23 protein-coding genes are annotated in these 18,858 nt (G+C 70.5%); 18 read left to right on the top strand and 5 right to left on the bottom strand.

Translation table 11 applies throughout. The features are described 5' to 3' along the window. Positions 1-136: 136 nt before the first annotated feature. The 8 genes from bioD to ACIP93_RS29720 all read left to right on the top strand — a co-directional run bounded on the left by bioD (position 137) and on the right by ACIP93_RS29720 (position 6,988). A complete protein-coding gene (gene bioD / locus ACIP93_RS29755; RefSeq protein ID WP_401763572.1) occupies positions 137-874 on the top strand; it encodes a dethiobiotin synthase in 738 nt (245 codons plus the stop codon). Between the two features lie 9 nt (positions 875-883). Continuing rightward, complete coding sequence (locus ACIP93_RS29750; RefSeq protein WP_345225307.1) at positions 884-1,231, top strand: VOC family protein; 348 nt, start codon at positions 884-886, stop codon at positions 1,229-1,231. 106 nt (positions 1,232-1,337) lie between these two features. Then, complete coding sequence (locus tag ACIP93_RS29745; protein WP_401763568.1) at positions 1,338-2,078, top strand: class I SAM-dependent methyltransferase; 741 nt, start codon at positions 1,338-1,340, stop codon at positions 2,076-2,078. 57 nt (positions 2,079-2,135) lie between these two features. Further along, positions 2,136-3,017, top strand: coding sequence for a TIGR03621 family F420-dependent LLM class oxidoreductase (locus ACIP93_RS29740; RefSeq protein ID WP_401763566.1), 882 nt, complete (start codon positions 2,136-2,138; stop codon positions 3,015-3,017). A 56-nt stretch (positions 3,018-3,073) separates the two neighbouring features. Then, on the top strand, positions 3,074-3,508 hold the full coding sequence (locus ACIP93_RS29735) for a GNAT family N-acetyltransferase (RefSeq protein ID WP_345225297.1): 435 nt from the start codon (positions 3,074-3,076) through the stop codon (positions 3,506-3,508). Positions 3,509-3,715: 207 nt separating this feature from the next. Then, positions 3,716-5,062 carry a hemolysin family protein gene (locus tag ACIP93_RS29730; protein ID WP_345225293.1) on the top strand — a complete coding sequence of 449 codons (1,347 nt, stop codon included), beginning with the start codon at positions 3,716-3,718 and terminating at the stop codon, positions 5,060-5,062. Then, positions 5,059-6,078: a hemolysin family protein gene (locus ACIP93_RS29725; protein WP_345225290.1), complete on the top strand. Its 1,020-nt coding sequence runs from the start codon at positions 5,059-5,061 to the stop codon at positions 6,076-6,078. The genes ACIP93_RS29730 and ACIP93_RS29725 overlap by 4 nt, the downstream gene beginning before the upstream one ends. A 106-nt stretch (positions 6,079-6,184) precedes the next feature. After that, positions 6,185-6,988, top strand: coding sequence for an SGNH/GDSL hydrolase family protein (locus ACIP93_RS29720; RefSeq protein ID WP_401763564.1), 804 nt, complete (start codon positions 6,185-6,187; stop codon positions 6,986-6,988). A gap of 216 nt (positions 6,989-7,204) precedes the next feature. On the opposite strand, the gene xerC is transcribed toward ACIP93_RS29720, so the two are convergent. Beyond that, positions 7,205-8,392: a tyrosine recombinase XerC gene (xerC, locus tag ACIP93_RS29715; protein WP_401763561.1), complete on the bottom strand. Its 1,188-nt coding sequence runs from the start codon at positions 8,390-8,392 to the stop codon at positions 7,205-7,207. Continuing rightward, positions 8,385-8,918: a helix-turn-helix domain-containing protein gene (locus tag ACIP93_RS29710; protein ID WP_401763558.1), complete on the bottom strand. Its 534-nt coding sequence runs from the start codon at positions 8,916-8,918 to the stop codon at positions 8,385-8,387. The genes xerC and ACIP93_RS29710 overlap by 8 nt, the downstream gene beginning before the upstream one ends. Positions 8,919-9,041: 123 nt before the next feature. Here ACIP93_RS29710 and ACIP93_RS29705 point away from each other — a divergent pair, with 123 nt between their 5' ends. The 10 genes from ACIP93_RS29705 (at position 9,042) to ACIP93_RS29660 (ending at position 15,469) form a co-directional block, all read left to right on the top strand. After that, entirely contained in the window at positions 9,042-9,239 is a 198-nt protein-coding gene (locus ACIP93_RS29705; RefSeq protein ID WP_401763555.1) for a helix-turn-helix transcriptional regulator, read from the top strand. Then, the gene (locus ACIP93_RS29700) at positions 9,236-9,460 is read left to right on the top strand and encodes a DNA-binding protein (RefSeq protein ID WP_401763552.1); all 225 of its coding nucleotides are present in this window, start codon (positions 9,236-9,238) and stop codon (positions 9,458-9,460) included. The genes ACIP93_RS29705 and ACIP93_RS29700 overlap by 4 nt, the downstream gene beginning before the upstream one ends. After that, a complete protein-coding gene (locus tag ACIP93_RS29695) occupies positions 9,457-9,717 on the top strand; it encodes a hypothetical protein (protein WP_401763549.1) in 261 nt (86 codons plus the stop codon). The genes ACIP93_RS29700 and ACIP93_RS29695 overlap by 4 nt, the downstream gene beginning before the upstream one ends. Beyond that, positions 9,714-10,574: a bifunctional DNA primase/polymerase gene (locus ACIP93_RS29690; RefSeq protein WP_401763546.1), complete on the top strand. Its 861-nt coding sequence runs from the start codon at positions 9,714-9,716 to the stop codon at positions 10,572-10,574. Before ACIP93_RS29695 ends, ACIP93_RS29690 begins: the two co-directional genes overlap by 4 nt. A gap of 68 nt (positions 10,575-10,642) precedes the next feature. Beyond that, on the top strand, positions 10,643-11,689 hold the full coding sequence (locus ACIP93_RS29685; protein WP_401763543.1) for an AAA family ATPase: 1,047 nt from the start codon (positions 10,643-10,645) through the stop codon (positions 11,687-11,689). Between the two features lie 196 nt (positions 11,690-11,885). After that, positions 11,886-12,275, top strand: a complete 390-nt coding sequence (locus ACIP93_RS29680; protein ID WP_401763540.1) for an HNH endonuclease — start codon at positions 11,886-11,888, stop codon at positions 12,273-12,275. A gap of 111 nt (positions 12,276-12,386) precedes the next feature. Further along, the gene (locus ACIP93_RS29675; RefSeq protein WP_401763537.1) at positions 12,387-12,872 is read left to right on the top strand and encodes a phage terminase small subunit P27 family; all 486 of its coding nucleotides are present in this window, start codon (positions 12,387-12,389) and stop codon (positions 12,870-12,872) included. 10 nt (positions 12,873-12,882) lie between these two features. Beyond that, the gene (locus tag ACIP93_RS29670; RefSeq protein ID WP_401763534.1) at positions 12,883-13,086 is read left to right on the top strand and encodes a hypothetical protein; all 204 of its coding nucleotides are present in this window, start codon (positions 12,883-12,885) and stop codon (positions 13,084-13,086) included. Positions 13,087-13,094: 8 nt separating this feature from the next. Continuing rightward, the gene (locus ACIP93_RS29665; protein ID WP_401763532.1) at positions 13,095-13,361 is read left to right on the top strand and encodes a hypothetical protein; all 267 of its coding nucleotides are present in this window, start codon (positions 13,095-13,097) and stop codon (positions 13,359-13,361) included. Positions 13,362-13,597: 236 nt separating this feature from the next. Further along, positions 13,598-15,469 carry an HK97 family phage prohead protease gene (locus ACIP93_RS29660; protein WP_401763530.1) on the top strand — a complete coding sequence of 624 codons (1,872 nt, stop codon included), beginning with the start codon at positions 13,598-13,600 and terminating at the stop codon, positions 15,467-15,469. A gap of 119 nt (positions 15,470-15,588) precedes the next feature. Here ACIP93_RS29660 and ACIP93_RS29655 read toward each other — a convergent pair whose 3' ends face one another. The 3 genes from ACIP93_RS29655 to ACIP93_RS29645 form a co-directional block, all read right to left on the bottom strand. After that, positions 15,589-15,750, bottom strand: a complete 162-nt coding sequence (locus tag ACIP93_RS29655; protein ID WP_401763528.1) for a DUF397 domain-containing protein — start codon at positions 15,748-15,750, stop codon at positions 15,589-15,591. Then, positions 15,747-16,439, bottom strand: coding sequence for a DUF5753 domain-containing protein (locus ACIP93_RS29650; RefSeq protein WP_401763526.1), 693 nt, complete (start codon positions 16,437-16,439; stop codon positions 15,747-15,749). Before ACIP93_RS29650 ends, ACIP93_RS29655 begins: the two co-directional genes overlap by 4 nt. A 240-nt stretch (positions 16,440-16,679) precedes the next feature. Next, positions 16,680-18,857 (bottom strand): cell division protein FtsK, encoded by a 2,178-nt coding sequence (locus tag ACIP93_RS29645; protein ID WP_401763523.1) that lies wholly within the window; start codon positions 18,855-18,857, stop codon positions 16,680-16,682. Between the last annotated feature and the right edge of the window lies 1 nt (position 18,858).

Below are 18,858 nucleotides of genomic sequence, written 5' to 3'. Positions count from 1 at the left end.
ACGCCTCCCCGGGCGGGCGCGCCCGGCGGGGCGCGGGAAACCGCGCGAACGACCCGCCACGAGCCGCGTGATCTCCCCGTGTCAGGACGGCGGAAGCCACTCACCTCGCGGAAGAAAGCAGAAACAAGGAGCAGCCATGCCCACTCTCGTCGTCACCGGGACCAACACCGACATCGGCAAGACCGTCGTCACCGGCGCGATCGCCGCCCTCGCCCGCGCCGCCGGACAGCGCGTCGCCGTGCTCAAGCCCGCGCAGACCGGCCTCGCCCCCGGCGAGCCCGGTGACGCGCACGTCGCCGCCCGCCTGGCGGGTGAGGGCGTCGACGCCTTCGAACTCGCCCGGTTCCCGGAGCCCCTGGCGCCGGCGACGTCGGCCAGGCGGGCGGGCATGCGCCCCGTCACCCCGCAGGAGGCCGCGGACGCCGCCCGCGAGCTGGCGGACACGTACGACCTGGTCCTCGTGGAGGGAGCGGGCGGCCTCCTCGTCCGCATGGACGGCGAGGGCGGCACCCTGGCCGACGTCGCCGGGCTGCTGGGCGCCCCCGTGCTGACCGTCGCGGCCCCCGCCCTCGGCACGCTCAACCTGGTCCGACTGACCGGGGAGGCCCTGCGGGCCCGGGGGCTGACTCCGCGCGGGGTCGTCATCGGCGCCTGGCCGCACACACCCGGCCTCGCCGAACGCTGCAACGTCGAGGAGCTGGCCGAGATGGCGGGCGCGCCGCTGCTCGGCGCCGTCCCGCAGGGCGCGGGCGGTCTCGCACCCGAGCAGTTCGCGGCCGCGGCGACGGGGTGGCTGGCGCCGGAACTGGGCGGCACGTGGGACGCCGGGCGGCTCGCCCGGAATGCCGGGCAGCCCGCCGCGGGCCGTGCGTAGGCTGGGGCCATGCGAGCACGTATCGACGAAATCGTCTTCGACTGCGCCGACCCCGCCGCCCTCGTCCGCTTCTGGGCGAACCTGGTCGGCGGCGAGCCCCACGACCGCAGCCCGGACTGGTCGTACATCGACGTCCCCGACTTCACCCGCCTCGCCTTCCAGCGGGTCCCGGAGGGCAAGACGGCCAAGAACCGGCTGCACATCGACCTGCTGGCCGACGACATCGAGAAGTTCAGCGCCGAGGCGGTGCGGCTCGGGGCGAAGCTGTCCGGCGGCATCGTGACGCAGGACGTGGGCTCCTTCCAGGTCCTGCTGGACCCCGAGGACAACGAGTTCTGCTTCGTGAGCGGTTCGTGAGCGGTTCGTGAGCTGCTGACGGGCTGCCACCGGGCCCGCCCGGGAGGACAATCGGAGGTGTCCGCCCGCGTCCCGGAGTCCCCGGACTCCGCGAAGGAGGTCCGCGATGGCCGAACGCCGACGTCCCGCCCGGCACACCCGGAGCCGACGGAGCACCCGGCTCCCGGGGAGCCTCACGGGCCGGGCCCGCAAGGTTCCGCACGACGCCGTCCACCACCCCCTGTTCGCCCGGTGCTACGCCCGGTTCAGCGTCTGCGCCGACGCGCGCGGCGGCATCGCGGCGCACCGGGCGGAGCTGCTGGCCGGGCTGTCCGGGCGGGTACTGGAGATCGGCGCGGGCAACGGGCTGAACTTCGCGCACTACCCGCCCGCGGTCGCCGAGGTCGTCGCCGTCGAACCGGAGCGCTCCCTGCGGCGGTTGGCCCTGGAGGAGGCGCGGCGGGCGGACGTTCCGGTGGACGTGGTGCCCGGTGCGGCGGAGGCGCTGCCGGTCAAGAGCGAGGCGTACGACGCGGTGGTGCTCTCCCTGGTGCTGTGCAGCGTACGGAACGTGGAGCGGGCCCTCGCGGAGGCGAAGCGGGTCCTGCGTCCCGGCGGTGAGCTGCGCTTCTTCGAGCACGGGCGGGACGAACGGTGCGCCATGGCGCTCCTCCAGCGCGGCCTGGACAGGACCGTGTGGCCCCTGCTGTTCGGCAACTGCCACACCTCCCGGGACCCCCTCGCCGCGATCCGCGCGGCGGGGCTGGAGCTGGGCGCGCACCGGCGGCTGGACATCCCCGGCAAGGGACCCCGGCTGCCGTCGTCGGCCTGCGTGCTGGGGGTGGCGAGGCGCCCGGACGGCGGCTAGGTTCGAGTCCGCCGTTTGCTGAACCCTCGTCATCCGCCCAGCACCGGAGGAGACTTCGTGGTCAAGCCGTTCCGCTTCTCGGTCAACATGGTCACGCTGTCCGACGGCGCCGAGTGGGCCGCCCGGTGCCGCCGGGCCGAGGACATCGGGTACGACGTGATCCAGGTGGCCGACCACCTCGGCATGCCCGCCCCGTTCCCGGCGATGGTCGCCGCGGCGGCCGCCACCGAGCGGCCCCGGATCGGCACCTTCGTGCTCAACGCGGCGTTCTGGAACCCCGCGCTGCTGGCCCGTGAGGTCGCGACCGTGGACAGCCTGATCGGCGGACGTCTCGAGGTGGGCATCGGTGCGGGATACGTCAGGGAGGAGCACGAGACGGCCGGCATCCTCTACCGCTCCCCCGGCGGGCGGGTCGATCACCTGGCGCGCACGGTCGAGGAGTTGGACCGGTTCCTGCGGGACGAGAAGCACGTGCCGAAGCCGTCGCAGCGGCCCCGCCCGCCGCTGCTGATCGCCGGCGGCGGCGACCGGGTGCTGAAGCTGGCGGCCGAGCGGGCGGACGTGGTGGCGTTCGCGGGCGGCCTCCAGGTCACGCCGGGAGAGCTGCGGGTGCTCAGCGCCGAAGGACTGGACGAGCGGGTCGCCCGCTACCGGGAGTTCGCGGCCGGGCGGACGACGGAGGCGGAGCTGAACCTGCTGATCCAACTGGTCGTGATCACCGACGACCGCAGGGCCGCGCTCCGGGAGTACTGCGCCTTCGCGCCGTACCTGACGGAGGAGGAGGTGCTGGGGCTGCCCGTTCTCGCGGTCGGCACGGTCGAGGAGATCGCGGCCCAGTTCCGGGCCACCCGGGAACGGTACGGGTTCTCCTACTTCAGCGTCCTGGAGCCGTACATGGAGGCCTTCGCCCCGGTCGTCGAGGAACTGCGCGGCACCTGACCGCATCGTGAGAAACCCGCTCGTCCCCGGGCGCGGCCCGGTGGTGGGATGCCCATATGAACGATCTTGAGAGCACCCGCCTGCGCCACGCGGCCCCCGCCGACCTCGACGCCGTCCTCGCCTTCTGGAAGACCGCCGCCGAAGGCACCAGCATCAGCGACGACCGGGAAGGCGTCGAGCGCCTGGTGTCCCGCGATCCCGGGGCCCTGATCCTCGCGGAGCGCGACGGCGGACTGATCGGCACCGTGATCGCCGGGTTCGACGGCTGGCGGTGCTCGCTGTACCGGCTGGCCGTCCACCCGGACCACCGGCGGCAGGGCGTCTCCCGGGCTCTCCTGGCAGCCGCGGAGGAGCGGTTCGCGGCGCTCGGCGGGCGGCGCGGGGACGCGATGGTGCTGGACGCGAACGAGGGCGCCCACCCCGCCTGGCGGTCGGCGGGGTACGCGCCCGAGCCCCAGTGGACGCGTTGGGTCAAGCCGCTCACCCGTTGAGCCCGCCACCCCGCGCCCGCTCGGTAATTTTGCCGGTCGTTTACCATGGGTGGCTCACTCCGATGAATCGACGGGGCAGGCGTCCGCCGTGCCCCGCCTCATCGCACTCCTCGAAAGGTGTGAGCGTCCGCCCATGGGCGAGCCTCCCAGTAGCCGACATCGCGCGATCCTCCCCACCCTGAACGATCATGGGACGGAGGTGAACCGATGATTGAAGTGCTTCTGCTCCTCGTGGCGGTACTGCTCTCGCTGATCTGCGGCGCCTTCGTCGCGGCGGAGTTCTCGCTGACGACGGTGGAGCGCGGCGAGCTGGAGCGGGCCGTCGAGCGGGGCGAGCGGGGCGCGGAGAGCGCCCTGAAGGCCGTGCGCGGCCTGACCTTCCAGCTCTCCGGCGCCCAGCTCGGCATCACCGTCACCAACCTCCTCGTCGGCATGCTCGCGGAGCCGTCGATCTCCGCACTGCTCAAGGGCCCGGTCGAGGCGGTCGGGCTGTCCCCGGCCGTGGCGTCCTCGGTGGCCCTCGTGATCGGCACGGCGCTGTCCACGGTCGTCCTGATGGTCGTCGGCGAGCTGGTCCCCAAGAACTGGGCGATCTCCTCGCCGCTGGCCGTCGCGAAGGTCGTGGCGACGCCGCAGCGCTGGTTCACGGCCGCGTTCAAGCCGCTGATCAGCCATCTCAACAACACCGCCAACCGCATCCTGCGCCGCTTCGGCATGGAGCCCGCCGAAGAGCTGGCGTCCGCGCGCAGCCCCCAGGAGCTGGTCGCGCTGGCCCGCCACTCCGCGAAGGAGGGCGCGCTGGAGGCCGACACCGCCGAGCTGTTCGTCCGTACGCTCAACCTGGCGGAACTGACCGCGGAGAACGTGATGACCCCGCGCGTGCAGGTCACCGCGCTCGACGTGCAGGCCACCGCCGAGGACGTCGCGAACGCGACCCGGGCGACCGGCCTGTCCCGCTTCCCGGTCTACCGGGGCAGCCTGGACTCCGTCGTGGGCCTGGTCCACATCAAGGACGTCCTGGCCGTCCCCGCCGACCGCAGGCCCCGCCACCCGGTCACCGAACTGGTCCGCGAGCCGCTGCTCGTGCCCGAGACGCTGACCGTGGACAAGCTGCTGGACCGGCTGTCCGGCAAGCGCACGATGGCCGTGGTCATCGACGAGTACGGCGGCACGGCCGGGGTGGTCACGCTGGAGGACATCGTCGAGGAGGTCGTCGGCGAGGTGCGCGACGAGCACGACCCGCACGAGACCCCCGACCTGGCCCGCGCGGGCGAGGACACCGAGGGCCACGCCCTGTGGTCGGCCGACGGCGCCGCCCGCTGCGACCAGTTGGAACGGATCGGGATGCGCGTGCCCGACGGCCCGTACGAGACCCTGGCCGGGCTGATCGCCAATGAGCTGGGCCGCATCCCCGAGGTGGGCGACCGCGTGGAGCTCTCCGGCTGGCAGTTGGACGTGGTGGACGCGGGCGGACGCCGGGCGGCGCGGGTGCTGATGCACGCGCCGCTCGCCGCCGCGGCCGCGCAGGACGAGACGGCGGGGACCCGGCGATGATCGCGATACAGCTCCTCATCGGCCTGCTCACGCTGGTCGTCAACGCCTTCTTCGTCGGCGCGGAATTCGCGCTGATCTCGGTACGGCGTTCGCAGATCGAGCCGGAGGCCGAGGCCGGGAACCGCAGGGCGCGCAGCGTCATCTGGGGCCTGGAGCACGTCTCCGCGCTGCTGGCCGCCGCGCAGCTCGGCATCACGCTGTGCACCCTGGTGCTCGGCATCGTCGCCGAGCCCGCCATCGCGCACCTGCTGGAGCCGATGTTCCACGCGGTGGGCGTGCCGGACGCGCTGACGCACCCGATCTCGTTCGTGATCGCGCTGGCGCTGGCGACGTACCTGCACATGCTGCTCGGCGAGATGGTGCCGAAGAACATCGCGCTGGCCGAGCCGACGAAGACCGCGCTGCTGCTGGGCCCGCCGCTGGTGGCGCTGGCGCGGGCGCTGCGCCCGGTGATCTTCGCGATCAACTCCTTCGCCAACCTGCTGCTGAAGCTGCTGCGGGTGGAGGCGAAGGACGAGGTGTCGGCGACGTTCTCGGACGACGAGCTGGCGCGGCTGGTGAAGGACACCGAGGACGCCGGGCTGCTGGACGACCGGGCCGCCGAACGGCTGCGGGACGCCCTGGAGCTGGGCCGGCGCCCGGTGCGGGACGTCGTGATGCCGGTCGAGCGCGTGGTGTACGCGGCGGTCGGGACGACGCCGGAGGAGCTGGAGCGCCTCGCGGCCGAGTCCGGGTTCTCGCGCTTCCCGGTGCTCGACTCGACCCGGCGCATCCTGGGCTACCTGCACGTCAAGGACGCCCTGGACGCGATGCCGCGGGACCTGCCGTTCCCGGTCTCCGCGATGCGGCCGATCGCCCGGGTACGGGCCGAGACGCCGCTGGACGACGTGCTGACGGCCATGCGCCGCAGCCGTACGCACCTGGCCGCCGTGGCCGACGAGGACGGCCGTCCGGCCGGCCTGGTCACCATGGAGGACGTGCTGCGGGAGCTGGTGGGGCCGCCGCAGCAGGCGTGATCCGCGGCTGAGCGAGAACTGCCGGGCCCCTCGGTCGGAGGGCGCCCGGCAGTTGTCGTTTCCCGACCGCACGTGTGCGCAGGTGATTGGGTACGATCGCTCCGCCATGGAAATGAATGCCACCTACACCAGTCTTGTCGCGGTCGGCGACTCCTTCACCGAGGGAATGTCCGACCTCCTGCCCGACGGTTCCTACCGCGGCTGGGCCGATCTGCTGGCCGCCCGGATGGCCGCGCGCACGCCCGGCTTCCGGTACGCGAACCTGGCCGTGCGCGGCAAGCTGATCGGCCAGATCGCCGACGAGCAGGCGCCGCTCGCCGCAGCGATGAAGGCGGACGTGGTGACGCTGGTGGGCGGCCTGAACGACACCCTGCGCCCCAAGGTCGACATGGGCCACGTCCGCGCGAAGCTGACCGAGGCCGTCGAGACCCTGGCCCCTTCGTGCCGGCAGCTCGTGCTGATGCGCAGCCCGGGCCGCCGGGGGCCGGTCTTCGAACGGTTCCGCCCCCGGGTGGAGGAGCTGTTCGCGGTCGTCGAGGAGCTCGCCGCGAAGCACGACGCGATCGTCGTCGACCTGTACGGGGCGGCCGTACTCGGCGACCAGCGGATGTGGGACGTGGACCGCCTCCACCTCACCGCCGAGGGGCACCGCCGGGTCGCCGAGGCGGTCTGGCAGGCGCTCGGCCTGACGGCGGAGGACGACTGGCTGTGCCCGCTGCCCGCCGCCGTCCCGCCGAGGTGGCTCGCGCGCCGGGTGAGCGACGCGCAGTTCGCGCGCGAGCACCTGGTGCCGTGGATCGGACGCAGGCTCACGGGCCGCTCGTCGGGGGACGGCCGCCCGGCGAAGCGCCCCGAGCTGCTGCCGTACGAGAGCATGCGCGAGGTGACGGAGGAGGGGCCGGTCCGCTGACCCGGGTCGCGCCGCCCGCGCCCGGCACGCACGCCCCCGCTCCCGACATGGACCCGCGGCGCACGCCCCTGCTCTCGTAGCAACGCACGAACCGCCCCGCGGCCCTGGCCTGCACGAACCGCCAGTAGAATCTGTTCACTGTTCTGCGTCGTTCAGGGTTCCTGCTGGTCAGAAGCCTAAAGAGATGGCCTATCGGAGATCATCTCTCACAATTTCTCACGTAGCGGCTTTTGGATCACCTCCATGGAAGGTGTCCCACGCCGCCGCGGCGGCCCGCATGTCCTCCGGAGCGACGTGGACGTACTTACGCTTCGTGAACGAAGCGTTCGTGTGACCCGCCCAGGCGGCCAGCACGACGTCCGGGACGCCGTTCACCGCCAGGTAGGTCAAGCAGGAGTGCCGGGCGTCGTACAGGCGAACCTGCCGCAGTCCCAGGCGGGTCATCTCGCGGTAGGCGTGCTCCCGAAGGTGCCGCGTGTTCAGTGAGAGACCAAGTTCATTGACGGCGACGTACCCCGTATCGGTGTACCCCTCCCCCGCGGCCAGCCGCTCCCGGGCCTGCTGGGCACGGAACCGCTTCAGCGCGTCGAGCGCCTTCGACGGGAGCGGCAGGATGCGTTCCCCCGCGGCCGTCTTCGCGTCCTTCTCGTGCACCCGGGCGTTACCGATCATCGTGCGGGTGTTGGCCATCTCCAGCGTGCCCAACTGCAGGTCGATGTCCGACCAGCGCTGACCGCACACCTCCGCCGGCCGCAACCCCATCAACGACAGCAGCAGCGGCGCGTACAGCCGGTCAGGCTCGATGCCCTTGATGAACGCCTGCACCTCGTCGACCGTCCACGGCTTAGGGCGCTCGCGTTCCCGCTTGTCGGTCTTCCGGTCGGCCAGGGACACCCGCACCGACTTGGCCGGGTTCACCGCGATCAGCTTCCTATTGACCGCGCGCTCCAGGGCCTCGCGCAGCCGGGTCAGGATGCCTTCGACGGTCGACACCGCCAGCCGGGTACCGGCCTCTCCGCCCTTGCGGCGCCCGCCGGCGACCAGGGCGTCGATGAAGTCGCGCACCTGGTCCTCGTCGAGCTCTTGCAGGCGGACGTGCCCGAGGCGGTCATAGACGTGCACCAGGGCGAGCCGGTACGTGCGGATCGTCGTCTCTTCGACGTCGCGCCGCTTGTACTCCAGCCACCGGTCCAGCCACTCCCCCACGGTCATCTTGCTGGGGACGATCAGGGTTCCGGCTTGCCGCTCCGTCAGGATGCGCGCCCGCTCGTTCTTGACCTCGGCCTTGGTGTCCTTGGTGATGGTGATCTGGACCCGCTTGCCGGTCTCGTCGCGGCCGGCGTCGACCACGGTGCGGTAACGCACCGAACCGTCCTGCAGGACGATCCGCTTCGGCTCAGCCATCGCCACCCTGCCTCTCTCTGATCATGCTGGGGATTCGGTCGTCTCCTTCGGAGGCGAAGAGGCCGATGGGGCGCGAGTCCAGCATGAAGCGCGTGACGGCCCGATCAGCTTCCGCCTCGTCGGCGGGGAGGGTCAGCGGCTCGTGGCAGAACATCCACTGCCAGGCCAAGCGCGCGTCCACCTCCCCAACTCCCGTCACGCCAGCGACGCCGCGGGCGTCGTGCGGCAGCAGCAGCGTGGCCGGAGATACCCCAAGCGCGACCGATAGCGCCATGAGGTCGTCGACGTCCACGCGCCGAATCTGCGGGGGCTTACCCGCGTACTTGGGGTCATCGAGCTTGGCCCCATTCTCGATCTTGTTGATCGCATCCTGGCTCAACCCGCGGCCGGCCTCGGCCAGCGCTTCGGAGAGCTTGCGAAGGCTCCATCCCCGATCCGCTCGTAGCCGCGCCACGTTCGCGGCGACGGTTCGTCCACTGGCACTCAACTCGATACGTCCTGTCGTCATGATCTCGATGGTAGCCATCGCGATCTTCTCGAAGATCCTCGACTTCTTGCAGAAACATCCTGCTCCGTCTACTCTCGCCATCATCACCGCAATTCACGCGATGACGCAAGTCTTCATCGAGATTATCTCGAAGGAGTTGGGATGAAGTCCGATCTGCTTAAGCCCGCCGAGGTGGCATCGCTGCTGCGTGTCTCTGTCGGAACCCTGGCCAACTGGCGCGCCAAGGGTGTTGGGCCACAGTTCCTCAAGCTCTCCGAAACCCCGAACGCTCCCGTGCGGTACCGCCGCAGCGTCGTTGAGGCGTACACCCGCCGAGGTGACCAGGGGGCAGCCGCATGACCCGAACGTCTCAGCCCACGCTGGCCGACATCCGCAAGTGGCCGGCAACGGTGAACGTCGGCCAGGCCGCCCAGGCACTTGGTTGCAGCAAGAGCCACCTGCACGAGCGCATCAAGCAGGGCAACAGCCCCGTCAAGACCATCCCGTTCGGCACTCGCCACGTCGTCATCACTGCCGACCTCGTGCGCGTGCTATCCGGAGAGGAGCAGGGGGCGGCATGACCACGCGCAAAGAGACCCGACAGCTCCACACTGCCGGGTCTCAGGAAAGCTTCTTCGCGGCGGGCGACAAGCTCGCTGCCACTGTAACGCCGATCGCCCGCCCCGTCATCGTCATCACCGCGGGCCGTGTGGAGTACGCCGCACGTTGCCCGCAGTGCCACAACTGGCACCGGCACATCAGCCTCGGCAAGAAGACCGGCCCCTGTGGCGCCCGGTACCTCCTGCAGCCGAAAGCCAAGCTCCGGAGGGCCGCATGACCAACTGGGAGCGCGCTCTCCACAGCGCCCTGTATGCCATCGAGCAGGGGTACGCGGTCTTCCCCCTCGGCATCAAGAAGCGCCCGGCCATCAAGTCCCCACACGAGCAGGGGCACAACTGCAAGGGGCAGTGCGGTCAGCCGGGACACGGCGTCCACGACGCAACCACCGTCCCCGCCTATGCCCGTCGTCTTTTTGACCTGGCCCCCCGCGCGACCGGGTACGGCATCGCGTGCGGCGGCCGGATGGTCGGGCTCGACATCGACCGCAAGAACGGGGTCGACGGCTGCGCCACCCTCCGCCAGTTGGCCACGACGCACGGCTTCGACATCCCGCGCACCATGACCATCTGCACCCCGTCCGGAGGGTTCCACCTCTGGCTGTCCATCCCTGGCGGAGTGACCGTGCCGAACTCGGCCGGCCGCCTCGGGCCCGGCATCGACATCCGGGGAACGGGTGGGTACCTCGTCGGCCCCGGCAGCATCGGACGGGCCGGGGACTACGGGCTTCACCCCCGCCTCGGCCAAGTCGAAGTGCAGCCGGTCCCCGAGGAGCTGCTGAAGCTCATGCTGCCCCCCGTCGTCGTCCGTCCGGCCCGCCGGTACGAACCGACCGGGGACAAGGCCGAGGCAGCCCTGAGCGGGCTCGTGCGGGTCGTCCAGCAGGCGGCCCAGGGGACCCGGAACGACCGGCTGTTCTGGGCTGCGGCGAAGGCGTGGGCTCATGTGGAGGACGGGCATATGGCGCCCGCCGACGTTGAGCGCGTTCTCGTCGACGCGGCCGTCTCTGCGGGGCTGGCTGAGGCCGAAGCACGCAGGACCATCGCGTCGGCGCGCAGGGCGGGGGCGGTCGCATGACTACCTCGTCCGGCTCTCTCGCACTCGTGTCAGAACCGTCAGAACCGTCAGATTGGGAAGACGAACCTATGCCTTCTGACACTTCTGACGGTTCTGACGGCGACCGTGAGAAGGCGGAAGCTGAAGAGTTCGACCGCAAGCTCCTGGACTCGATCCGTGACGGGTCGTGGCTGGACCGGCAGGAGTTCCCCGAGCTGCAGTACGCCATCCCGGGGTTGCTGCCGGAAGGGTTCTCTCTCCTCATCGGCCCCCCGAAGGCAGGCAAGAGCTGGCTTGCTCTGGACTTCCTGCTTGCCATCTCGGGAGCACGGAACGCGGTCGGGAAGATCGCCATGGAGGGCAAGCGCAGGGTCCTGTACCTGGCCCTGGAGGACGGCGACCGGCGCATGCAGGACCGGTGCCGGACGCTCCTCGGTGACGCCCCGATCCCGGATCTCTTCCACTACATGACCGACATCCGGCCCGGCTTCATCGTGCACACGCTTGAGGCGTTCATGCGACGCCACCCGGACACGGCGCTCATCATCATCGACACCCTCGGCAAGGTCATGCCTCCGACGGCGCCGGGTGAGTCCGCGTACCAGCGGGACTACCGGGTGGCCGGTGCGCTGAAGCGGGTGGCCGACGCGCACCCCGGCCTGGCCATCAGTGCGTTGCACCATGACCGCAAGGCGGCGTCGGAGGACTTCGTCGACTCGGTGTCGGGCACGCACGGCCTGGCCGGTGCGGCGGACACCATCGTCGTCCTGGCCCGCAAGCGGCAGGCGACCGAGGCGGTCCTGATGGTGACCGGCCGGGACGTGGTCGAGTCGGAGTACGCGCTCGTCATGGACTCGGGCCTGTGGACTCTCGACGGAATCGACCTGTCGTCTGCCGCGGAGACTGCCCAGTCCCGGGAGGACGCGGCGGGTCTCGGTGACCAGTCGGTGAACATCCTCAAGTTCGTGCGCGAGCAGGGACCGGAGCCGGTGCGGGCCGGGGTCGTCGCCGAGAAGTTCGGCAAGGACGCGTACCAGTACCTCGGCCGTCTCGAAGAGTCCGGCCGCCTGACCAAGATCAAGCGCGGTTGGTACACCGCCACGGCCGCCCTCCCTGGCATTGAGGAGTCAGCGTGAATGGCCCCACCGTCCCCCGACCGCCCCCGAGTGCCCCCACGGGGGCGGCCACAGGGACCGCCCCCACCGTCCCAGCCCCCTACCAGAAGAGGGAGGGGGCTGGGCCTCACCCTCGGCACCAAGCCCGACCGGCCGGAAACACTTCGGCCGGCGGCGCACATCACAGCCTTCTGATCACCACCGAGAGGAGACACCAATGCCCACCGCACCACCAACCCGATGCACCGACCCGACGTGCCACAACATCGCCACCACACGCGGACGCTGCGACGAGCACAAGCCCATCGCATGGGGCAACAGGGCGAGCGTGCGCGAGCGCTACGGCATCAGCTCGGGCAGTTGGCGCGCACTGAAGAAGCGCGTCGGCAAGCGCGACAACAACACCTGCTACGTCTGCGGCGGCGAACCCGACGACGGCGAGACCCTGCAGCTCGACCACCTCGTACCCGTCGCCGAGGGCGGCGCCATCACCGACATGGGCAACCTCGGGCTGATCCACGCCCACCCCTGCCACGCCGAGAAGTCCAAGCGCGAGACCGCCCGCGGGAACGAACGGCGACGAGCGCGACGAGCGGCGACGTCGTGACCGGCAGGGGGGAAGGGGAGTCGGAATCGCTGGAGTGATCGCCACCGGGACCGTCGGCGGCAGTGAAAAACGTATCGCCCGGCTTCAGAACCACTTTTGGAGAGGCTGCACATGCCTGCACGACGCACGAACAACGCCCTGAACATCCCTGCCGGGTTGAAGATCCTGCCCCCCAAAACCGCCCTGGCGGTGGCGAAGGATGCCGAGATCGGCGGCCTGGGGCTCGACTGGTCCGCCCGCCCGGACCTTCTCGACGCCGACGGCCTGGCGCTGTGGGACGACCTGGCCGAACGCTTCGCCCAGCAGGCGACGCGCTTCCGCGAGGGTGAGCGGGAGGCGGTCATCGCTTACTGCTGCTGGTGGTCGGCGTTCGCGGCGGCTCAACGTGACTTGATGACGCGCGGCCCGGTCGTGGAGGGCCGTTCCGACATGGACCGGGGCCGCATGGTGAAGAACCCGGCATCGGTGGCGATGCGGGAGGCGTCACAGCAGTTCCGGTATTGGGCCCGCGAGCTGGGGCTGACCACGGATGCCCGCGTGCGTATCGGGCTGGCCGATCAGGGCGAACCCAACGACGACGACAATCCTTTTGCGTAGGAGGACAGAGATGGAAGACGAGGAAGCCCCCGTTCGCGTGCGCGTGCCGCGCGGCTACAGCTGGCGGACGCGTGACTGGGAGGAGCACGTCGAGACGGACCTGGAGACGGCCGCGGAGTGGGACGACCGGGCATGGGCAGCGGCTGGCGCACTGTGGCGCTCGGACGACGTGGTTCGGCGCTGGACCCGGGGCGGAACGGGGTGGGACCTGTGAGGATGCGCGTGGCGGATGGCAGTGAGGGCCAAGCCGTGCGGCTGGCCGCCTCGGTGCTTGAGGAGATGCCCGCCGAGGTGCCGCTGCCGGAGCCGTGGGTGGCGCACGCCGGGCAGGGGCAACTGCTCGACGGGGCGGGGGCGCACTGGTTCGTCGAGCCGGACGGTATGGGTGTGCGGCGCCTGGTGTGGCTCAAGTGCGAGTGCGCCCACTACGAAGTGACCTGGTACATGGGGGGTGTTGAGATCTCCCGCGTTGTCGGTGTTGTGGCTTAGCATGTGATCAGGCCAGCTTTTCGGCGTCGCGTAGGCATCTGCCCGCCGCGCCGAGGGCCCGCCGCCATCTCTGCGGCCGTCACAGCCAGCCCGCATTGGGCCCGCTAGTTGACCGCCAGCGATTCCCTTCCGCACGCCCCTGTCGTAGGCCATGCCTCCGGGGCCGTGCATCCCACCTGAATCAGCGGGCCGTGACGTCCTGGGACGCCGGCCCGCGGCAAGGGCAGCGTATGAAAGTGAAGGAGGCTCGGGCCGTCATCAAGACGGCGGAGCAGCAGGGCGACAAGGGCACCGTGACGGCCCTGGTGTCGGTGTTCGGCAGTGAGGACTCGATGGGTGACGTGGTCGCCCCGGGGGCGTTCACGAAAACCCTCGCGGACTGGCAGGCGTCGGGCGATTCCATCCCGGTCCTGTGGTCGCACCGGATGGACGATCCGAACATGGTCGTCGGCCACGTCACGAAGGCGGAGGAGACCGACGAGGGTCTTCAGGTGACGGCTCAGCTCGATCTCGACAGCGCCAACGGGGCGCAGGTGTACCGGCTGCTGAAGGGCCGGAGGATCAAGAACTGGTCATTCGCCTACGACGTCGAAGAGGGCGGGTTCGTCGACTCCAAGTCGAGTGCGCGCGGCGGGTTTTACGAGCTGCGCCAGCTCAAGCTGCACGAGGTGTCGCCGTGCATCGTCGGTGCGAACCAAGACACCCGTACCGACGACGTGAAGTCGGCCCCCGTGGCTGCCTACCGAGAAGCCAGGGACCGGGCTGCAACGGCCCTGGAGCGGCTGCAGCAGGCCAAGGGCATGGATGCCGTGGACGCGGCGTATACGGCGGCGTCGAAGGCGCGCAGTGAGGCAGCACAGGCACGTAAGCAGGCTCTCGACGAGGGGGTCACCGAGGAAGAACTGGAGCAGGACATGACGCACACCGAGGACATGACGGCGCTCAAGGCTCAGGTCGCCGAACTGGCGGAGCTGCTGAAGGCCGCGCAGCCGCCGGCCGCGAAGACGGAGCACGTGCCCGCGGAGTCGAAGGAGGCGCACGCGGCGGCGGGTGGCCGGAGGGTGGAGACCCCGGAGGCGAAGGCAACCATGCGCCAGGCGCTGCAGGATCTCGGCAACGGGGTCTCCGGGGACGGTCCGGCCGCGCGTGATGACGTGCACCCGCGGGTGAAGGCGTCCGGCGGTACGAAGTGGGGCGCGCAGGTGGTTGCCGGTCTCGGCGGCCCGCAGGGGTACAAGGGGGTTCTCGCGAACGGCACGGTCGCCGTCGACGTCCCGCTGGACCCCGAGCCGGTCCGCTCCGACATTCCGGTGTTGTCGCTGCGCCAGCTCATGCCGAATGTGCGCAACACGACGGGCCGGTTCGCGTACCTGCGGCAGACGGTGCGGACGAACAACGCGGCCGTGGTCGCGCACGGGGCGAAGAAGCCGACGTCCCTCTACACCCTGGCGCGGGTCGACGACCGGGTGCGGACGATCGCGCACCTGTCGGAGCCGATCGCCAAGCAGGATCTCGACGACATCGGGCTGCTGCGGACGTTCATCGACCAGGAGATGCGCCTCGGGCTCGACGTCGCCCTTGAGCGGGAGATCCTGTCGGGCGACGGGACCGGGGAGCACTTCACCGGCATGGCGAACGTGTCCGGCGCCCAGGTGCAGGCGTTCTCGTCCAACGTGCTGACGACGACCCGCAAGGCGGTCACGAAGCTGGAGCGGTGGGGTTACCTGGCCCGTGCGGGCTGGGTGATGACCCCGGAGGACTGGGAGACCATCGAACTCCTCGCGGACAACGAGGGGCAGTTCTACTACGGGGGCCCGCAGGCCGCGGTGAACGCGTCTTCCCGCCGGCTGTGGTCGGTGCCCGTCGTCGTCTCGGACGCTGCCACGACCGGCACGGCGCACCTGGCGGACTTCTCGCAGATGCGTCTGCAGGTCCGCCAGGACGGTGTTCTGGACTGGTCGGAGAACATGTACGACCCGAACGCGCTGGGCGCCGGACAGGGCGCCTCCGACTTCGAGCGGAACATGCTGCGCTTCCGCTTCGAGGGCCGGTTCGGTCTCGAGATCCTGCGGCCGTCCGCGATCGTCGAAGTCGACATGGCCGCCTAGTCCCCCACGCACGGAAGCCCCCGGGGGGAGGCGGCTGACCCATAGGGCGTGCATGATGGAGGGGTCCGGACGCACGGAAGCCCCGCCGCAATTCTCCTGCGGCGGGGCTTCCTCGTGCGCTACACCTCGTGCGTCTTGGCCCAGTCGACGAGCGCCGACCACGCGTCCGGCCGGAGCGGTATCCGCGCGCCGGCTGGCCGCTTAGAGTCCCGCACCAGCACACCGTCGGCGGGCCGCGCCCACTCGACGCAGCTACCGCTGTCCGTGTACGTCGACTTCACCCAGACCAAGCCATCTTGTCCAGCTCCATGCACAGCGTTCTCCTCGCTGAGTCGATCATCTTCAGCGACTCGGCCGGACTGGCCGCAGCCGCTTGCAAGTGATCGTAGGAGGTGGAGTAGGCGGCTACGTCTTCCGGCCGCGTCGAGATCACGGAGCCGGTCAGGGTCTCCGTGAACACGACCCGCTGCGGGCCGATGCGGTACGAGGTGAACGCCCCCGCCACGCCGGGGTGTCCGGAACTGCTGAGCGGCAGCACCTGCACCGTGACGGACGGCCGCAGGGCGATGACATTCAACAGGTGCTCCAGCTGCTCGACGAGGACCGCCCGGCTTCCGACCGGCCGCCGCAGTACCTGTTCGTCGATGATGAACCACGCCCGGCGGTCCGCCGTGTACCCGAGTGCGTCGATGCGCTTCTGACGCAGGTCTGCGCGCTCCGCGACATCCTCTGCGGGCAGGGCGGGAGTTGTCGCCTGGATGGCTTCCACGGCGTACTGGTAGGTCTGCAGCATTCCCGGGATGAGGGTCGGATGCCACGCTTCGATCTTGTCGGCTGCACGCTCCAGCCGGATCAGCTGCTCGATGTGCTCACTGAGCGATTCGTTGGGGGCGGCCCGCCATAGGCCCGCCTTCGATGGGTCTCGCGTGCCGCGTACAAGCTCCGCGGCTTCCTTGCGGTTGGGCTTCACCGGTTCTCCTCCGGTCGTGCCTTGATGGTCCGTCAACGCTACTCCTCGTGAGTGTGTGATCACATGCCCCGAAAGGGTTCCTGCGGTACAGGAACCCGCGCGGGCCGCAGTTGCAGCCGAGCGCCCAACACCCCTCTAGGAGGGTCTACATCGCAGGCCAGGGGCCTCTACCGGGGGGATCTACGGCTGTAGAGGGACCCCGCTAGGCGGGGGTACCCATCCGGTACCCCCGCCCGGGGCCTATTCGGCGGTCGGGGTAGAGGGAGGGGCCTCTACCTCCCGTGCGGCCAACAGCAGCTCCTCGGGTACGGCGGCCTCTAGGTCGGCCCGCCGGTACCCGGCCAGGTTCTTGCCCTTGATGTTGATCTGCTTGGTGGTGCGGACGACGCCGGCCGCGGTGAGCGCGTCGGCCAGTTGGTCGAGGTCGAAGTCCCCGTACCGGTCCTCGTCGAGGTTGACCAGGCGGGCGAGGAGATCGACGGAGTGCATGCGGTCGGAGTGCCGCATCACGTCCAGCGCGTCGGACAACACCGGGTCGATGGTGACACCCGCCAGGCCGGCCGCCGCGGTGACGTCCCCGGCCGCGTCCCCGCTGATCTGCCCGACCGCCTCGCGCAGCTGCCTGCCCTTGAGGCACAGGGAGTTGAACTCGGCGGTGGTCAGCAGGTCGTTCTTGACGGTGGCGTGCGAGGCGGGCCCGGTGACGAGGACGGTCACCCCCTTGTGGTCCTCGGACAGCAGGGAAGCATCCGCGCCCATGGCCGCCTTGCCCGACCCGAGGACCATGTCCGAGCTCGTCTTGTCGGTGACCTGGGTGCAGCAGCGGATGGTGATGATCTCCCGCAGCTTCGTGGGCACGCTCTTGGCGTCGGGCCGCTGACTGGCGTAGTTGCTGATGAACCCGGCGGCCGGGCCGCGGCGGGCGATGCGGGCCAGGTCGTCGACGATCTGTTCCCGGACCTTGTCGTCGACCGCGAGGAACGCCTCCTGCAGCTCGTCGACGGTGACGAAGATGAACGGCATCCGGTACTTCTCGACGATCGCCGGGGTGAGCTTGCCCTCCGGGCAGATGGAGGTGGGCAGACCCCGCAGCAGGGCGAAGCGCCGTTCCATCTCGGCGAGGAGTTCGGCCAGCATCGCCTTGAACGCTTCGATCGCGTCATCTTCGGCGCCGAGGACGAGCCGGTGGGCGACGTGCCGCATGCCCATCCAGTCCTGGCCGCCCTTGAAGTCGGCGACGTAGTGCCGTACCCACGGGTCGAGGAGACCGGCCGCCGTCATCAGACGTTGGGTGAACGTCTTGCCACGGCGGGGCAGTCCGCCGAAGAACATCGACTGCCAGATGACCGGAACGGTGATCCGGTTCCCGCGCGCATCCTGCCCGAACGGGACCGCGTCCCAGATGGAGAAGCGGTCCAGCGTCGCCAGGGGCGAAGGGGTCGGCTCCGCAAGGTAGGGGTCGTCGTCGGCCACCCACATGCTGACCCGGCCGGCGTTGCCGCCCTTGGACGCGCGGACGCGGGACATGATGACCTGGATCTCATCCACCCCGAGTTCCTGCGCGATGACCTCCCGCTTCGCCAGCACGTCGGATGCGGTCTTGCCGCCGCCGCGCGGCATGTCGAAGATGACCGCCCACCCCCGCCCGTCCCGTACCGGGCCCATGGTGCAGGTGACCTTGGGGGCGTCGTCGTCGCCCTTCCCCGCCTTCAGCAGGCCGGCCGCCCGCAGCGCGTCGTTGAGCTGCTGGGCGGACATGTCCACCTTCAGCGGCGGCGCCCCCTGGTCGAGGAGATGGGTCTCCTTCCCGCGCCCCAGGTAGGCGAGCGGGCCGACCACCGCGGCGGACATGCCCGCCTGCAGCAGCGGGTCGGCCAGGAGCAGCCCCGTCGCAGCTGCGGCGACACCGACGGCCGCGGCACCGAACCGCCACCGACGGGACTCGGTACGGGCAGCGTGCGCCGCTTGCAGCCGGACGGCCAGCTCGACGTCCTCGGGCCGGGCCCTGCACTGGGCACGGAGCGCCTTCACCGCGGCCGTGTGGTCCTGCGCGGACAGGGTGGGCCAGATACCGAGGGTGGCCCGGTAGAACCCGCGGGCGGCCAGCAGCACCGTCTTCACGAGGTACTTCGGGGCCCGGATGGTGTGGAAGCGGGTCTGCCACCAGGTGAGGCGGGCGAACGCCTTCACGTTGGCGACGATGGACTTCGTGGACTGGGCCCACACCGGAAGTACGGGTACGTCCGGCACCGTCAGCCAGTCCGCGAGGGGGTTGTCGGGGCGGTCGACCGCCTCGATCACTTCGCGGGTGTCCGCAGAGTGATCCGCCTCGGGTGCCGGGGTGGGCTCCGGGACTTTCAGCAGGTCCGTCTTGGTGGTGGGGTGCCCGTTGACCGGGCCTGCCAGGGTTTCCGTCATG

The sequence above is a fragment of the Streptomyces sp. NPDC088745 genome, from assembly GCF_044751045.1.
Taxonomy (GTDB): domain Bacteria; phylum Actinomycetota; class Actinomycetes; order Streptomycetales; family Streptomycetaceae; genus Streptomyces; species Streptomyces cremeus.
The sequence above is the reverse complement of the archived record's forward strand: the minus strand, read 5'-3'. Positions and strand labels throughout refer to the sequence as shown.

What these genes read in the sequence shown, in the direction of transcription:
- bioD (WP_401763572.1), top strand. Translation starts at nt 137, where the DNA reads ATGCCCACTCTCGTCGTCACCGGGACCAACACCGACATCGGCAAGACC.
- ACIP93_RS29750 (WP_345225307.1), top strand. Translation starts at nt 884, where the DNA reads ATGCGAGCACGTATCGACGAAATCGTCTTCGACTGCGCCGACCCCGCC.
- ACIP93_RS29745 (WP_401763568.1), top strand. Translation starts at nt 1,338, where the DNA reads ATGGCCGAACGCCGACGTCCCGCCCGGCACACCCGGAGCCGACGGAGC.
- ACIP93_RS29735 (WP_345225297.1), top strand. Translation starts at nt 3,074, where the DNA reads ATGAACGATCTTGAGAGCACCCGCCTGCGCCACGCGGCCCCCGCCGAC.
- ACIP93_RS29730 (WP_345225293.1), top strand. Translation starts at nt 3,716, where the DNA reads ATGATTGAAGTGCTTCTGCTCCTCGTGGCGGTACTGCTCTCGCTGATC.
- ACIP93_RS29725 (WP_345225290.1), top strand. Translation starts at nt 5,059, where the DNA reads ATGATCGCGATACAGCTCCTCATCGGCCTGCTCACGCTGGTCGTCAAC.
- ACIP93_RS29720 (WP_401763564.1), top strand. Translation starts at nt 6,185, where the DNA reads ATGGAAATGAATGCCACCTACACCAGTCTTGTCGCGGTCGGCGACTCC.
- xerC (WP_401763561.1), bottom strand. Translation starts at nt 8,392, where the DNA reads ATGGCTGAGCCGAAGCGGATCGTCCTGCAGGACGGTTCGGTGCGTTAC.
- ACIP93_RS29710 (WP_401763558.1), bottom strand. Translation starts at nt 8,918, where the DNA reads ATGGCTACCATCGAGATCATGACGACAGGACGTATCGAGTTGAGTGCC.
- ACIP93_RS29705 (WP_401763555.1), top strand. Translation starts at nt 9,042, where the DNA reads ATGAAGTCCGATCTGCTTAAGCCCGCCGAGGTGGCATCGCTGCTGCGT.
- ACIP93_RS29700 (WP_401763552.1), top strand. Translation starts at nt 9,236, where the DNA reads ATGACCCGAACGTCTCAGCCCACGCTGGCCGACATCCGCAAGTGGCCG.
- ACIP93_RS29695 (WP_401763549.1), top strand. Translation starts at nt 9,457, where the DNA reads ATGACCACGCGCAAAGAGACCCGACAGCTCCACACTGCCGGGTCTCAG.
- ACIP93_RS29690 (WP_401763546.1), top strand. Translation starts at nt 9,714, where the DNA reads ATGACCAACTGGGAGCGCGCTCTCCACAGCGCCCTGTATGCCATCGAG.
- ACIP93_RS29685 (WP_401763543.1), top strand. Translation starts at nt 10,643, where the DNA reads ATGCCTTCTGACACTTCTGACGGTTCTGACGGCGACCGTGAGAAGGCG.
- ACIP93_RS29680 (WP_401763540.1), top strand. Translation starts at nt 11,886, where the DNA reads ATGCCCACCGCACCACCAACCCGATGCACCGACCCGACGTGCCACAAC.
- ACIP93_RS29675 (WP_401763537.1), top strand. Translation starts at nt 12,387, where the DNA reads ATGCCTGCACGACGCACGAACAACGCCCTGAACATCCCTGCCGGGTTG.
- ACIP93_RS29670 (WP_401763534.1), top strand. Translation starts at nt 12,883, where the DNA reads ATGGAAGACGAGGAAGCCCCCGTTCGCGTGCGCGTGCCGCGCGGCTAC.
- ACIP93_RS29645 (WP_401763523.1), bottom strand. Translation starts at nt 18,857, where the DNA reads ATGACGGAAACCCTGGCAGGCCCGGTCAACGGGCACCCCACCACCAAG.